The sequence below is a fragment of the Nocardia camponoti genome, assembly GCF_014646135.1.
Lineage (GTDB): Bacteria > Actinomycetota > Actinomycetes > Mycobacteriales > Mycobacteriaceae > Nocardia > Nocardia camponoti.
The window spans coordinates 302,096-316,015 of the sequence record NZ_BMMW01000002.1; the positions used below are offsets into that span (position 1 = coordinate 302,096).

A 13,920-nucleotide genomic window follows, 5' to 3' on the forward strand; every position below is an offset into this window, starting at 1 on the left:
TGTATGGCAACGCCCAGCACCGCTCTTGTCCTTGGCAGTGGCGGTATCACCGGTATCGCGTGGGAAACCGGCATGATCGCCGGTCTGCGGGAGCACGGCATCGACCTGCGCAACGCGGACCTGGTGATCGGCACCTCCGCTGGCGCGGTTGTCGGGGCGCAAATCCGCAGCACCCTGTCGACCGAGGAGCTCTACGCGCGGCAAATGATGCCGCGCAGCGATGAGATTCCGGCGCGAATTTCGATGAAGCGCGTCGCCGAGTGGATCTATCTGGTGAAAACCGCGCGCAGTCCCGAAAGCGCGGCGCGACGAGTCGCTAAGCACGCGGCTGGGGTTTACGTTGCTGACCCGGTCGCGCGACTTGCCGCGGTTTCGTCGCGTTTGCCTGAGACCGCGTGGCCGAAACGCCCGCTGTGGATTACGGCGGTCAACGCGAAAACGGGCGCGTTGAAAATCTTCAACAACGACTCACATGCCACGCTCGCCGAAGCCGTCACGGCCAGTTGTGCGATTCCGTTCGTGTGGCCGCCCTCGCTGGTTGATGGGGTCGAATACATCGACGGCGGCGTGCGCTCGCCAGTCAATCTCAATCTCGCCAAGGGCTACGACCGCGTTGTCGCCCTCGCGCCCGTGACGCTGGCCCCGCGCCGCGCGGCTCGCTTACCAGCGCAACTGCATGAGCTCGGGCACGCACGCGTCACGGTAGTGAGCCCGGACGCGGCGTCGCTGCACGCGATTGGCCCCAACACCCTCGACCCGACGCATGCGAAAGCGGCGGCTGTCGCTGGTCGTGAACAGGCGAAAGCTTTCGAGTCGAGTGTCCGCGAGGTCTGGCCGACCGACGACGAATAGTCGCGCTATTCCCGGTCTCCCAGTGGGATTTCCCTCCGGCGCGGGCCAGCCCATCGGCCGCGTGCGCGTCCTAGGGTGGGTTCATGGCTGCTGACTTCCGCATCGAACACGACACTATGGGTGAGGTTCGCGTCCCAGTTGACGCGCTCTGGCGTGCGCAAACCCAGCGTGCGGTGGAGAACTTTCCGATCAGTGGGCGCGGACTTGAGCGTTCGCAGATTCGCGCGCTCGGACTGTTGAAAGCCGCTGCGGCCCAGGTCAACAAGGACCTTGGGTTGCTCGATCCGGTGCGCGCCGACGCGATCATCGCCGCCGCTACCGAAATCGCAAATGGTCAGCATGATGACCAGTTCCCGATCGACGTTTTTCAAACCGGTTCTGGCACGAGTTCGAATATGAACGCCAACGAGGTGATCGCGTCGATCGCCGCACGCAACGGCGTCACCGTGCACCCCAACGACGACGTCAACATGTCGCAGTCGTCGAATGACACCTTCCCCACCGCGACGCACCTTGCCGCAACCGAAGCGGTCATCACCGAACTCGTCCCGGCGCTCGACCACCTTCGACTCGCGTTGCAGGACAAGGCGACTCAGTGGCGTTCGGTGGTGAAGTCGGGCCGCACGCATCTCATGGACGCCGTCCCGGTGACGCTCGGTCAGGAGTTCGGCGGTTACACCCGCCAGATCGCGGCTGGCATTGAACGCATCATGGCGACGCTCCCCCGCCTCGGCGAGCTGCCGATCGGCGGCACCGCCGTCGGAACCGGCCTCAACGCGCCGGACAATTTCGGCGCGCTCGTCGTCGCGGAGTTGGTGCGCGCCACCGGCATTGACGCGCTACGGGAAGCCGAAGATCACTTCGAAGCGCAAGCCGCGCGCGACGGACTGGTCGAAGCATCGGGGGCGTTGCGCACTATCGCGGTGAGTCTCACCAAGATCGCGAACGACATTCGCTGGATGGGTTCGGGTCCGCTCACCGGGCTCGGCGAACTCCAACTGCCCGATCTGCAACCAGGCAGCTCGATCATGCCGGGCAAGGTGAATCCGGTGCTGCCCGAGGCGGTTACGCAGGTCGCGGTGCAGGTGATCGGCAACGACGCCGCCGTCGCGTTCGGCGGAGCGAGCGGTGCGTTCGAACTCAACGTCTACATCCCGGTGATGGCGCGCAACATCCTGGAGTCAATTCGACTGTTAGCCAACGTCTCTCGACTCTTCGCGGACAAGTGCATCACCGGGCTCGTCGCCAACGAAGCGCATCTGCGCGACCTCGCGGAATCGTCACCGTCGATCGTGACTCCGCTCAATTCCGCGATCGGCTACGAAGAAGCCGCTGCTGTTGCGAAAGAGGCGCTGCGCGAACGCAAGACGATTCGCCAAACGGTGATCGATCGAGGTCTTGTTCCCGACAAAATCTCACTCGCCGACCTCGACGCGAAGCTCGACGTGCTAGCGATGGCGAAGGTCGCCGAATAACCAAAAGCGGCGGCCGAACTCAGTCCGGCCGCCGCTGTAAAGGTGAGTCTTAGTGGTATTGCGTCAGCTCCGCGCGCGCGGCCTCGCCAGCTTCGCCCAGGTCAGTGCGACCAAAAACGTTCCAGCGCTTCAACAGTGGCGCGAAAACGAGTTCGCCTTCACGTGCCGGGTCGTAAATGCCCGCCGCAGCCAGCGCGGTGTCGCTCGAACCGCCGCCCGGCAGCTCGACGAAGGGCACCTTGAAGGCGGCGACCTGATCGGCGATCGCGCGCAGCGCCTGGTCGGGCACCAGGTCGAGCGCGGCGGCAACGAGGTCGGCGAAGAACTCCGCCTGCAGCTCGTCGTCGGCGGCGAGCTTGTTGGCGATGGCGGTGACGTAGGCGTTCTCGCCGAGCGCGGCGGTGTTGCGATGCCGGACCGCGGCGGCGGCCTCTTCGAACGCCGACGCGACGAGCACGTCGATGAGGTGCAACGACGGGCGGTTGAACCCGGCGACCATGTGCGACATGCGCGCGCGTTCCAGGGCGACGGGGTCGACCGAACGCGACACCATCAGGTAGTTGCGGATGAGGATCTCGTGGCGGTTCTCCTCGGCCGTCCACCGACCAACCCAGCGCCACCACGGGCCCGTGCGCAGGTACTTGCCCAGCTCACGGTGGTAGGACGGCAGATTGTCGGCGACAAGCACGCTGACCGTGAGCGCGAGCGCAGCGGTTTCGCTGAGCTGCGACTGCTCAGGCGACCAGTCGGTGCCACCCATGAATTCGAAGTTGCGTCCATCGGCCCACGGCACCAGGTCGTGCGGCTGCCAGCCCTCGGCCACCTCAATGTGGCGAGCGAGGTTGGTTTCCACCACGGGAGCCAGTTCGCTGAGCAGTTCGCGGTCGGTCAAAGTTTTCTGCACGCCCGACAAACTAGCCGGTCGCGCCCAAGCGCGGGGACCATCCCCATAGATAAGGCCCCCACGCTGGGCGGATTGACAGAATTATTTGGGCGTGACTGTGGTTTGCCCGTTGACCCACGTGATCGTGCCGCCCTCAAAATCGCTCTGTTTGCCGCCGGTGATGTCCTTCTCGTCCGACGTCGGGTAGCCAAGCGTGCCGTTGACGCCGCCGTCGGCATCCCACGCTTCGCGGATGTCGCCCCAGACAACGTGGGCACCCGTTGCCGACGACCAGTAGATGGCACCGCCGTCGAAGTCTTGGTAAAGGCCGCCGTTGGGGCCGTTTTCCTGCGGGCCGGTGGGGTTGCCGAGCGGGCTGGTTGTGCCGCCGAACGCGGTGTACTTCTTGTAGATCTCGCCGGAAACGGCGATTTCCCCGGTGGGGGTGAGGATCGTTGTTGAATCGCCTGCCGCTGTTGCCGACGTGGACGGGGCGCTGGTGTCGGGGGTTGCGGTGACGCTGAGCGCTGACGTTGCGCTCGCGGTGACGTTGTCGCTGCTTGAATCGTCGTCTGAACAGGCGGTGAGCAGCAAGCCGGCAGCCGCGATAACCGCGACGCCGGTGGCCAAAGCGCGTGATCGAGCGAAGTGGGTCATGTCCATCCTCCGAGTCGAGCTGGCCGAAATCGGAACTAGCAACGGCCCGACAAACCGAAATTCGCCGAGCCGTTGCTAGAGGTAGCTTCGTGGATATTACCCACTAGGCACCGGGATAAACAGCGATCGCAACAAGGTTGCCAGACCCCTTTATTTACGCTCCGAGCTACGCCGAAGGACCGTATTCCTCCAACATCTCGGTGACCAGCGCCGCGATGGGCGACCGCTCGCTTCGGGTGAGCGTGATGTGGGCGAAAAGCGGGTGACCCTTGAGCTTTTCGATCACCGCGGCGACACCGTCGTGACGGCCTACGCGCAGGTTGTCGCGCTGGGCGACGTCGTGGGTGAGCACCACCCGCGAACCCGTGCCAAGTCGACTCAACACCGTGAGCAGAACGTTGCGCTCAAGCGACTGCGCCTCGTCGACGATCACGAACGAATCGTGCAGCGAGCGGCCACGGATGTGGGTGAGCGGAAGCACTTCGAGCATGTCGCGCGCGAGAACTTCCTCCATCACCTCGCGGCTAGCGAGGCCGTCGAGGGTGTCGAACACCGCCTGAGCCCACGGGCCCATCTTCTCGCTTTCCGAGCCGGGCAGGTAGCCGAGTTCCTGGCCGCCAACCGCGTAGAGCGGCCGGAAAACGACAACCTTGCGCTGCGTGCGCCGTTCAAGGACCGCTTCCAGCCCGGCAGTAAGCGCCAGTGCCGACTTGCCCGTACCAGCCCGTCCGCCCATCGACACGATGCCGATGGATTCGTCGAGCAGCAGGTCGAGGGCGATGCGCTGTTCAGCCGAACGACCGTGCAGGCCGAAAGCCTCACGCTCCCTGACCAATTGGACGCGCTTGTCGGGCGTGACGCGACCAAGTGCGCTTGAGCTGCCGCCAAGGAGCCGAATGCCGGTGTGGCACGGCAACTCTCGCGCGCTTTCCAAGTCGATGATCGACTCGGTGAAGAGCTGGTCGATCTGTTCGCGGGCCACGTCGAGTTCGACCATGCCCGTCCACCCCGAGGTGACCACATCCTGCGCGTGGTACTCGTCGGCCTGCAACCCGACCGCGCTCGCCTTGACCCGCAGCGGAATGTCTTTGGAAACCAACACAACCGAGCGGCCCTCGGCCGCGAAGTTCAACGCGCACGCGAGGATGCGCGCATCGTTGTTGTCGGTGCGGAACCCAGCGGGCAGCAGCGCGGGATCAGTGTGATTGAGCTCCACCTGCAAAGTGCCACCCTCAGTGCCAATCGGCAGCGGCTGATCGAGCCTGCCGTGGCGAACGCGCAGGTCGTCGAGCATGCGCAGGGCTTCGCGGGCGAACCAACCCAGTTCGTGGTGGTGGCGTTTTGCCTCAAGTTCGCTGATTACGACCAGCGGTAAGACCACCTGGTTGGCGCCGAAGCGGGTGACGGCCCACGGATCGGAGAGCAGCACCGAAGTGTCGACAACGAATGTGGCCGGGGAGTGCTGAGCCGTGTGCATCGCGGCGGAAACGGAGCGTGCATCAGTCACGGTTGGCTCCTTAGTTGTTCGCGCGACACCACGCGAACGATCTCGCTGGACCGGTCCGTCCTCAGGAAGTTGAGGGTGAACTCAACCGCCACGAGGGCCGGGTGCCGGCCCTCTCGTACTGAGTAACTCAGTCACGGTTTCGGACCTCCCGTACGAGCCACTCCGACGCGGCCCGCAGCTTCGACGCTACCGGCGATTCGGCGCGCGCGCTGCGGGACGAGAGGACGTGTCCGTGAATTCGCAGTAAATACTGCTGAGCTAGAGTCGCGGCATGGCCGATGACCAGGATCTGGACTCGCTCACCTCGAAGCAGCTGCACGATCTTGCGGTACGCAAGGCGGTGCGCCACGGCGACCTGAAGTTCCTCTGGCAGCTACTCAAAGCCATTCCCGCCGCCGAAGCCGAAGCGGGCGACGTTGGCGAAAGCGAAGCCGACATCAAGTACGTCGTGCCGATGCTTGACGACTACATCCATGCCGGTGACGGCAAGTTGGCCGAGGTGCTGCGGCCAACTTACCTGGACTACCTGCGCAAATAACCGGTTAGCGCTTGATGATGGCGTTGACGATGCCCTTGAAGACGCCAGCGGTGAAGTTGCCCATGCTGAAATGGTCGTCCCACAGGGTGATATGGGTGTTGGCGATGTGGAACGTGCCCGACACCCAGAACCCGGTACGGATCGGGCCAACGCTGAGGTAGTCGGTGCGATCGGTAAGCACAACGCCGTCGTGCCCGGCGATGTGGTGGATGTCGACACCGAACCCGAACTGCGGCTTGTTGAGGGCACGCAGCACCTTGGCCACCTGAGGTTTGCCCGACAGTGTCGGGAGCCCGGTGTTTTTCCAGACGATGTCGTCGGCAAGCAGATCAAGCGCTTCGTCGACAAGGCCCAGTTCGAGCGCCCCGAAGAACTGGCGAACGAGCGTCACATCGTTATCGGGCAATTTCGGCTCATCGGTCATGGGACGAGCCTAGGTCGTGACGCCCTTTCGCCCAAGGACCCGCTGGCGGTTCATGCGTTTAACTCACCACGCGGGCAGTCCGTCGTCGCCGCGCTGACGCACCCGTTGGCGGCGGCGGAAGAAGACCTCGTCCGGGCTGATCGGAGTCAGTGCGCTGGTGATGCGGCTCAGGCGGGTGTCGTAGCGGTGTTCGCGCACGTGGCGTTCGATGCTCGCCTGCCATTCCGGCGACAACCGCGACCAGATCGCGGCAACACGCGACTGACCGCGCGCGTTCGCGTTCGACAGCAACTGGAAAAGCGGCGACCACGCGTCGGCGTCGGTCGCGTGCGCTGGCAACGCCGCGATGGTTGCCTCGTCAAGAGCGACGAGCGCTTCGGCGAGGTGGTGCCGCGCGGGCGCGGTGGTTCGGCTCGCCAATGCGAACAACCCGCGCCACGGCTCTGGCTCATTCCGTCCGCGCAGCGAATGCACAAGGCGCGCAAGCACATCCGGGTTCTGCATTTGCGGGTTGCCCGACAGTCCCCAAAGCCCGGCGGGGTTCAGACGGCCTGCGACGGTAAGTAGCGTGGCACCCGCGTTGCGGTGCACGACGTTGAGCACGTAACGCCCCACCGCCTGGACGGAGCCGCGCCCAAAAAGGTACTCACCGAGTCGCACAGTCACGTCAGGTTCCACTTTGCACAGAATCGCCAAATTGGCGTGCTGCAATTCGCCCGAGCCGACTAGCGTCGCATGAATAAAGCCTGGAATGCGATTATTTGGCCCATCGATGAGGACCCGAATGATGTAACTCAGCCGATGCGCGGGGTAGGCGTAAGCGCCGGTGAACATCAGTCCCGCGTCATCGAGCACGCTGCGTTCCAACTCGTCAACGATCGGATCGGAAATCGATGACAAAAATCGAGCGGCGGTCAAATAGTCCCGGCGACGTAGCAATTCGTTGATGATGTCGGCGATGGGCTTCGCCGTCCCGTAACGCATCACGCCAGCGAACGTGTCGGGGTCGAGGTATGGGGCACCGTCGCATGCGTAAATGGTGTCGATCGCGCACAGCGCTTGCGCGAGTTTCTGCGGATACCGATTACCGATCGTGCCAAGGAGTCGGGCGGCGAGAACGGGCGGCACAACTCGCTCAAAAAGGCTCACGCCAAGGCCCAGCGGGAAGATCGGGACAAGCGGGGCCAAGCGGCGAAAGGTGTCCGCGTGCTCGGCGTGCAGCGCCGAAAGCAAGTGCCGTTGCAGGGCCGAAAGGTGGTCGGCACCAAGGCGACTCAAGGGCGCGATCGCGCGCGGGTGCACCTGCAACGTGCGCGCGAGCACAACAAGTTGCGTCTGTGCTTCAAGGTCGGACTCGATCATGACTCGACCCCGAAAAGCAGACGGCGCGTTATCCGTCGCAAAGGTGCGGGCATCGCGGTAATCGCCGCGGTGATGGCCGAGGCCAGCCCGTCCTTCTCGTTTTGCCGCGCTGTCCGAAACATCGCGACTAATTGCGCGGCTTCAGCTTCGGTAAGCAGTTCGAACGCGTAGATCGAGCCGCCGGTCTCACGCGCGAGCTCGCGTCGATACTCCATGCACTGACCTTGCTACTGATCAGTACTCCCGGATACCTTTCGCCCGAATTTTGTGCTTTCCGACAAACGAACACTTCACTTCGCGCGCGAAAGACAAAACGACGGGCTCCGACACCAATGCCGGAACCCGTCGCCGCGAGCTTTGAGCGGCTAGCCCAGCAGTCGCCAATCTTCGAGGCCCTGGTACAGCGGAACGCTCTGCGCGAGGCGCGAAACCCGACCGCGCAGCGTCTCCACATCGGAAGTACCAGCGAGCGCGGCGGCGATGATGTCGGCGACCTCGGTGAATTCGGCATCGCCGAAACCACGGGTCGCGAGCGCGGCAGTGCCGATACGCAGGCCGGAGGTGACCATCGGCGGGCGCGGGTCGAACGGCACCGCGTTGCGGTTGACGGTGATGCCAACCTCATGCAGCACGTCTTCGGCCTGCTGACCGTCGAGTTCGGAATTGCGCAGGTCGACGAGCACGAGGTGCACGTCGGTGCCGCCGGTGAGCACCGAAACGCCCTTACCCTGCACGTCAGCACCGGTGAGACGCTCAGCGAGGATGCGCGCGCCCGACAGCGTGCGGGCCTGACGGTCCTTGAACTCATCCGTCGCGGCGATCTTGAACGCGGCAGCCTTGGCGGCGATCACGTGCATGAGCGGGCCGCCCTGCTGACCGGGGAAAACCGCCGAGTTGAGCTTCTTCGCGAACTCCTGCTTGGCCAGGATCAGGCCGGAGCGCGGGCCACCGAGAGTCTTGTGCACGGTCGAAGAGACAACGTCGGCGTACGGCACCGGCGACGGGTGCAGGCCAGCGGCAACAAGGCCGGCGAAGTGGGCCATGTCGACCCACAGGTAAGCGCCGACCTCGTCAGCGATCTCGCGGAAGCGCGCGAAGTCCTGGTGACGCGGGTAGGCCGACCAACCAGCGACGATCACCTTCGGCTTGGCCTTGAGCGCGATGTCGCGCACCTCGTCCATGTCGATGCGGTGGTCTTCCTTCGACACCCCGTAGGAGTGCACGTCATACAGCTTGCCCGAGAAGTTCAAGCGCATGCCGTGGGTGAGGTGACCACCGTGGGCAAGGTCGAGGCCGAGCAGCGTCTCGCCCGGGTTCATCAGCGCCATCAGCACAGCGGCGTTGGCTTGCGCGCCCGAGTGCGGCTGAACGTTGGCGAATTCCGCGCCGAACAGCTCCTTCGCGCGGTCGCGAGCAAGCGTCTCGACCACGTCGACAGCTTCGCAACCACCGTAGTAGCGACGGCCCGGGTAGCCCTCGGCGTACTTGTTGGTAAGCACGCTGCCCTGGGCCTGCAGGACCGCGCGCGGCACGAAGTTCTCCGAAGCGATCATCTCGAGGGTGTCGCGTTCGCGGGCGAGTTCGCCCGCCATCGCGGCGGCCAACTCGGGATCGAGCTCACCGAGAGACTGGGTATTCACCGAAGCGGTCGTCTGCGTCACGACGCTCAGTCTATTGGGCACGAAACCGCTACTGTGCGGGGGGCTCAGCGCCAATTACCGCAGCTGAGGTAACACCGCAGCGGATGTGAGCGATCACACACTTGATTTCGCTTTTATCCGCTATTCGAGGAGGACCGATCATGCCCGTCACCCCAGTAGTCGCGCCGTCGAACCCGATCGAAGCGTTGCTGTTGCAGCTGAACTACTGGCTGTGCAACCTATTCAACCCGGGCGGCTGCGCCATCATCATGTGAATTAGGAAGTGTCACAACAACTTACGTAGCGCACCTGGCGTCAGCGGCTCGTCGAGCAAGCGGCCAAAACGGTCGATGCGCTCGCCGTCGTCGGCTGCCTTGTCGAGCCAGCCACCAAGCAGGCGATAACCCTCGACGTAGGTGCTGATGTAGGCCCGCCACAGTGGTGACGAAAGAAAGCGCAGCGACTGACGCGCGCGTTCCGGCGTCGCCAGGCTCCACCGCTGCAAAAACGCCGCGACCTCGTCTTCGGTGCGATGCTGGTCGTGCAGCAGCAGCGCCGCGTCTTGGCGCACACTCAACAACTGCGCCGAAGCAGCGGCGAAGCGTTCGGCGCGTTCGCCGTCGAAGCGCAACCCGAGATCGGCGTAGATCTCCTGCGCCCACGTGCCCCAGCCTGGCCCGATGATCGACGAAAGTGCGAGGTCAGCGAGCCCTTCGGCCATGAGGCACTGCGGGGTGTTCACCAAAAACAGTGTCTGCTCGGCCTCGCCCGCGGCGACCAGCCCAGCCTCTTTTCGGCAGTGCTCGGTGTGATGGCCCGGGTATGACTCGTGCGCGATCAGCGACGGCAAATGCGCCATGTGCTGCTTGAGGTCGGAATTGATCGCCACCCGCGACTCGAAATTGCCAAGGTAGTAGTTGAACCCCGACCACGGCTTGTCGCCAACCACCTCATAGGTGACGTGTTCGTGGTCCGGCAGCGGGTAGCGGTCGCGCACCCGTTCACGCAGCGCGCTGGAAAACGCATCGACAGCGGCCTGCAGCTTCTCCGGCGGGATCTCGTCGGCCTTGCGGTAAGCGACGACGCGCTCGGCCAGCGGACCTGAACCGCCAAGCACCTCGTCCATTTTGCGATGCGCATCGGCGTAGTCGTCGGGGTTTCCGGGGGCGATGTCGACGTCGAAATAGGCGCGGACCTCGTCGATGAAGCCGATTTCCTCGCCAGCGAACTTGCGCGCCGAGCACTCCATCGCTACCAAATGGGCGTCAAGGAACTCCGTGCGGCGCGGCGAAAGGCCCGCGCTCGGGAGGTCAGCGCGCAGACTCGCCGCACGACTCGCCAACAGCTTCGGATCGGGTTTCGGGGCGCTCTCTACTTCGCGCCGCAGTTGCGGGTCGCCGGTGTAGGCGTCGACAAAACCCTCTTCGAGCCGGTCGAAAGCTAGTCCGAGCCGCAGGTATTCCGAGACCAGTGCATGCACCCGGCCAGATTAGCCGCATGCGTGAGCGCACGGGAGCCGATCTTTGTTACCGACCAGTAGGCAAACCCCCCATTGCGCGCGGATGGCCGATACGGAGCACAATCTCGCTATGCGGTCAGAGTTGCAGAGCTGTAGGTGTCGCCCCGGACGAGGTGTCGAGTAAGTGGCACGGGTTAGCGAACCCAGCCCGTATGTGGAGTTCGACCGCAAGCAGTGGCGCACCCTGCGTAAGTCGACGCCACTGGTGCTGACCGAGGAGGAACTCACCGGCCTGCGTGGCCTTGGCGAGCAGATCGACCTGGAAGAAGTGGCCGAGGTTTATCTGCCACTTGCCCGGTTGATCCACCTCCAGGTAGCCGCCCGCCAGCGACTGTTCGCCGCGACCGCCACCTTCCTCGGCGAGAAGCACCCCGACAAGCAAGTGCCGTTCGTGATTGGCGTCGCGGGCAGTGTGGCGGTTGGCAAGTCGACAACCGCGCGCGTGCTGCAGGCACTACTTGCCCGCTGGGACCATCACCCCCGCGTCGACCTGATCACCACCGACGGATTCCTTTATCCCACAGCGGAATTGACGCGACGCGGCATCATGCACCGCAAGGGGTTCCCCGAGAGCTACGATCGCCGCAAGCTGCTGCGCTTCGTGACCGAGGTGAAATCGGGTGCGCCTGAAGTGTGCGCGCCGGTTTATTCACATATCTCCTATGACATCGTGCCCGACGCCAAACACTGCGTGAACCAGCCCGACATTCTCATCGTTGAGGGATTGAACGTGCTGCAGACTGGTCCGCGCCTGATGGTTTCGGATCTGTTCGACTTCTCCATCTACGTCGACGCCCGGATCGAAGACATCGAAAACTGGTACGTGCAGCGCTTTTTGGCGCTACGCAAGACCGGCTTCGCCGACCCGGACGCGCACTTCCACCACTACTCGGGCTTTTCCGATCAGCAGGCCACCGAGGCGGCCCGCGACATCTGGAACTCGACCAACCGGCCGAACCTGGTGGAAAACATCCTGCCGACGCGACCACGCGCGACCTTGGTGTTGCGCAAGGATTCCGACCACACCATCAACCGGCTGCGCCTGCGCAAGCTTTAAGCCCCCGCAGGCGACCCTAGCGAGACCACCGCTTGAGCGAGTTCGGTTCGGGTGCCATCGCGTTCGATGTAGAGCACTCCCGTTGGGGTGGAACGTATTTCGGTTGGTTCGCCAGCGACCACTTCGGCGACTGATTCCTGCCCGCGCGCGAGTCGGTCGACAACGGGTTGTTCGCCAACCGGTGCCCAGCCCTGGGCGGCGAAGCGTAGCCGGTCGACCTGGGCGGGCGAGTTCGTCGCATCGGCCCATTTGCGGGTGGACACGGTGATGTTGCCGTCGGCGCCCCAGCGCGGACGGTACGCGGCTGAGCATTCGCCGGGCAGTGCGGGCAAGGAGGCGACCTCGTTGGTTTCGGTGTCGATAGTCGCGACATGGCCGGTGCCGCAGGAGGCGCTACGTGCCGTGATGCCAGCCAAAACGAAGGTGTGCCCGTCGGGACCAGCGGCGGCGGCTAGTTGCGCGTCGATGCCCGGTACGCGGCCGAGCGGAAGCACCGCGTCGGGGCCGATCGCGTACAAATGGCTTTTCTCCCACCACAATCCACGCGACTCGACGCGGGCGAGTAGCAGCGAACGGTCATTCGCCGCGACAAGCCGCGCGCCGTCGAAGGCACCGCCGGTGAGCGGGCTGGGTGACGCGGGCAGCTCGATTTCGCGGTCGACCACGGGCGGGGTGGTGCCCGCAAGGTCGAAGGTCATGATTTGGCCCGGTTCGCGCCACCAAGCGAGCACCGAGTCGCGTAGCGCGACCGCATCGGCGCAACCACATCCGATGCGCGAGACAGCTCCGTCGCGAACCCCAATGGAGACAAGGGTTTTCGATGCGCCTTCCACCGAGAACGCGAATTGACCGTCGCGAGTAAACGTGACCGGTGCTGGCGAATACCCGAAACCGCCTGCGGCACGGAAGGTTTCGCTGCCTCGCACGAGCACCAGCTCGTTTTCCGTGCGATACCCAAACACTGGACCCGCTGCCGCTTGCGTACTGCTCGGCGGCGTGATTCGAGGCGGCGCTGGCTTATCGACCCCACACCCGACGATCGTCGCGACGACAGCACCCAACGCGAGCACCAAGACAGCGCATTTCCGAACCACCGAAACTCCCACCGCGCACCCCTGCATGTGTAGTCGAGCTGGCTGTTGTGTCGATGTGCGGGAGCTTAGCCGCAGGGTCCGACAAGTTCGTTCAGACGCCAAACCGGCGGTGCCGTGCGGCGAAATCACGCAGTGCGCGCAGGAAGTCGACGCGCCGGAACTCCGGCCAATATGCCTCGGTGAACCAAATCTCGGAATAGGCGCTCTGCCACAACAGGAAGCCCGAAAGTCGTTGTTCCCCAGAGGTTCTGATGACAAGGTCGGGATCGGGCTGACCCGAGGTGTAGAGGTGCTGACCGATCGCGTCAACGGTGATCGCCTGCACCAGATCTTCGCCCGACTCCCCCGCAGCGACTTCTTGACGCACCAGCGAACGCACCGCGTCGGCGATTTCCTGCCGACCGCCGTACCCGACAGCCACATTGACGTGCACGCCGTCGCGACCATCGGTGCGTTCGGCGGCAACGCGCAATCGCTTGGCGATGAGCTCCGGGAAGCCTTCGAGCGACCCGACGATGCGGACGCTCCAATTCTGTTCCGGTGCCGACAGTTCCTCGACAACGTCGGTGATGACTTCGAAGAGCGTTTCCAACTCTTCGGGGTCGCGCCGCAGGTTTTCGGTCGAGAGAAGGTAAACGGTGACCATCTCAACGCCAGCGTCAGCGCACCAACCAACTAGCTCGGCGATTTTGAGCGCGCCGACGCGATGTCCGTGACTCACATCGGTGAACCCGTTTTCACGCGCCCACCGGCGATTGCCATCACACATCACCGCGACATGTCGCGGGTGCTGCTTACCGGCCAGCTGTCGCGACAGTCTGGACTCGTAGATGCGGTACGGCAAACCACGCACCCGACCCAGGAACTCCACGCCAAGCACCTTACGCGCGGATGTGAGCTGACTCCGACCGC

General features: G+C 64.2%; 14 protein-coding genes. 4 read left to right on the forward strand and 10 right to left on the reverse strand.

The window, feature by feature from the left end; all coding sequences use genetic code 11:
- Positions 1-3 precede the first annotated feature (3 nt).
- Together IEX78_RS09580 and IEX78_RS09585 are read left to right on the forward strand one after the other, a co-directional pair.
- Positions 4-852 (forward strand): patatin-like phospholipase family protein, encoded by an 849-nt coding sequence (locus IEX78_RS09580; RefSeq protein ID WP_188828561.1) that lies wholly within the window; start codon positions 4-6, stop codon positions 850-852.
- 83 nt (positions 853-935) lie between these two features.
- On the forward strand, positions 936-2,327 hold the full coding sequence (locus IEX78_RS09585) for a class II fumarate hydratase (protein ID WP_188828562.1): 1,392 nt from the start codon (positions 936-938) through the stop codon (positions 2,325-2,327).
- 49 nt (positions 2,328-2,376) lie between these two features.
- On the opposite strand, the gene IEX78_RS09590 is transcribed toward IEX78_RS09585, so the two are convergent.
- The 3 genes from IEX78_RS09590 to phoH2 form a co-directional block, all read right to left on the reverse strand.
- Complete coding sequence (locus tag IEX78_RS09590) at positions 2,377-3,231, reverse strand: acyl-ACP desaturase (RefSeq protein ID WP_229683843.1); 855 nt, start codon at positions 3,229-3,231, stop codon at positions 2,377-2,379.
- An 81-nt stretch (positions 3,232-3,312) separates the two neighbouring features.
- Positions 3,313-3,867: an LGFP repeat-containing protein gene (locus IEX78_RS09595; RefSeq protein ID WP_229683844.1), complete on the reverse strand. Its 555-nt coding sequence runs from the start codon at positions 3,865-3,867 to the stop codon at positions 3,313-3,315.
- Between the two features lie 166 nt (positions 3,868-4,033).
- Positions 4,034-5,344 (reverse strand): RNA 5'-3' helicase PhoH2, encoded by a 1,311-nt coding sequence (gene phoH2, locus IEX78_RS09600; RefSeq protein ID WP_229683981.1) that lies wholly within the window; start codon positions 5,342-5,344, stop codon positions 4,034-4,036.
- Between the two features lie 301 nt (positions 5,345-5,645).
- Between phoH2 and IEX78_RS09605 the strand changes: the two genes are divergently transcribed.
- Entirely contained in the window at positions 5,646-5,912 is a 267-nt protein-coding gene (locus tag IEX78_RS09605; RefSeq protein ID WP_188828565.1) for a hypothetical protein, read from the forward strand.
- Between the two features lie 4 nt (positions 5,913-5,916).
- On the opposite strand, the gene IEX78_RS09610 is transcribed toward IEX78_RS09605, so the two are convergent.
- The 5 genes from IEX78_RS09610 to IEX78_RS09630 form a co-directional block, all read right to left on the reverse strand.
- Entirely contained in the window at positions 5,917-6,336 is a 420-nt protein-coding gene (locus tag IEX78_RS09610) for a limonene-1,2-epoxide hydrolase family protein (protein WP_188828566.1), read from the reverse strand.
- Positions 6,337-6,399: 63 nt separating this feature from the next.
- Positions 6,400-7,698, reverse strand: a complete 1,299-nt coding sequence (locus IEX78_RS09615) for a hypothetical protein (protein WP_188828567.1) — start codon at positions 7,696-7,698, stop codon at positions 6,400-6,402.
- Complete coding sequence (locus tag IEX78_RS09620; RefSeq protein ID WP_188828568.1) at positions 7,695-7,913, reverse strand: hypothetical protein; 219 nt, start codon at positions 7,911-7,913, stop codon at positions 7,695-7,697. Before IEX78_RS09620 ends, IEX78_RS09615 begins: the two co-directional genes overlap by 4 nt.
- 150 nt (positions 7,914-8,063) lie before the next feature.
- Positions 8,064-9,359 carry a serine hydroxymethyltransferase gene (gene glyA / locus IEX78_RS09625; RefSeq protein WP_188828569.1) on the reverse strand — a complete coding sequence of 432 codons (1,296 nt, stop codon included), beginning with the start codon at positions 9,357-9,359 and terminating at the stop codon, positions 8,064-8,066.
- A gap of 265 nt (positions 9,360-9,624) precedes the next feature.
- Positions 9,625-10,818 (reverse strand): DUF885 domain-containing protein, encoded by a 1,194-nt coding sequence (locus IEX78_RS09630; protein ID WP_188828570.1) that lies wholly within the window; start codon positions 10,816-10,818, stop codon positions 9,625-9,627.
- A 163-nt stretch (positions 10,819-10,981) separates the two neighbouring features.
- On the opposite strand from IEX78_RS09630, the gene coaA reads away from it, so the two are divergent.
- Positions 10,982-11,914 carry a type I pantothenate kinase gene (gene coaA, locus IEX78_RS09635; RefSeq protein ID WP_188828571.1) on the forward strand — a complete coding sequence of 311 codons (933 nt, stop codon included), beginning with the start codon at positions 10,982-10,984 and terminating at the stop codon, positions 11,912-11,914.
- Here coaA and IEX78_RS09640 read toward each other — a convergent pair.
- A complete protein-coding gene (locus IEX78_RS09640) occupies positions 11,911-13,008 on the reverse strand; it encodes a hypothetical protein (RefSeq protein ID WP_188828572.1) in 1,098 nt (365 codons plus the stop codon). The two genes, coaA and IEX78_RS09640, sit on opposite strands and share 4 nt — an antisense overlap.
- A gap of 91 nt (positions 13,009-13,099) precedes the next feature.
- Positions 13,100-13,888 (reverse strand): isoprenyl transferase, encoded by a 789-nt coding sequence (locus IEX78_RS09645; protein WP_308426529.1) that lies wholly within the window; start codon positions 13,886-13,888, stop codon positions 13,100-13,102.
- Positions 13,889-13,920 lie beyond the last annotated feature (32 nt).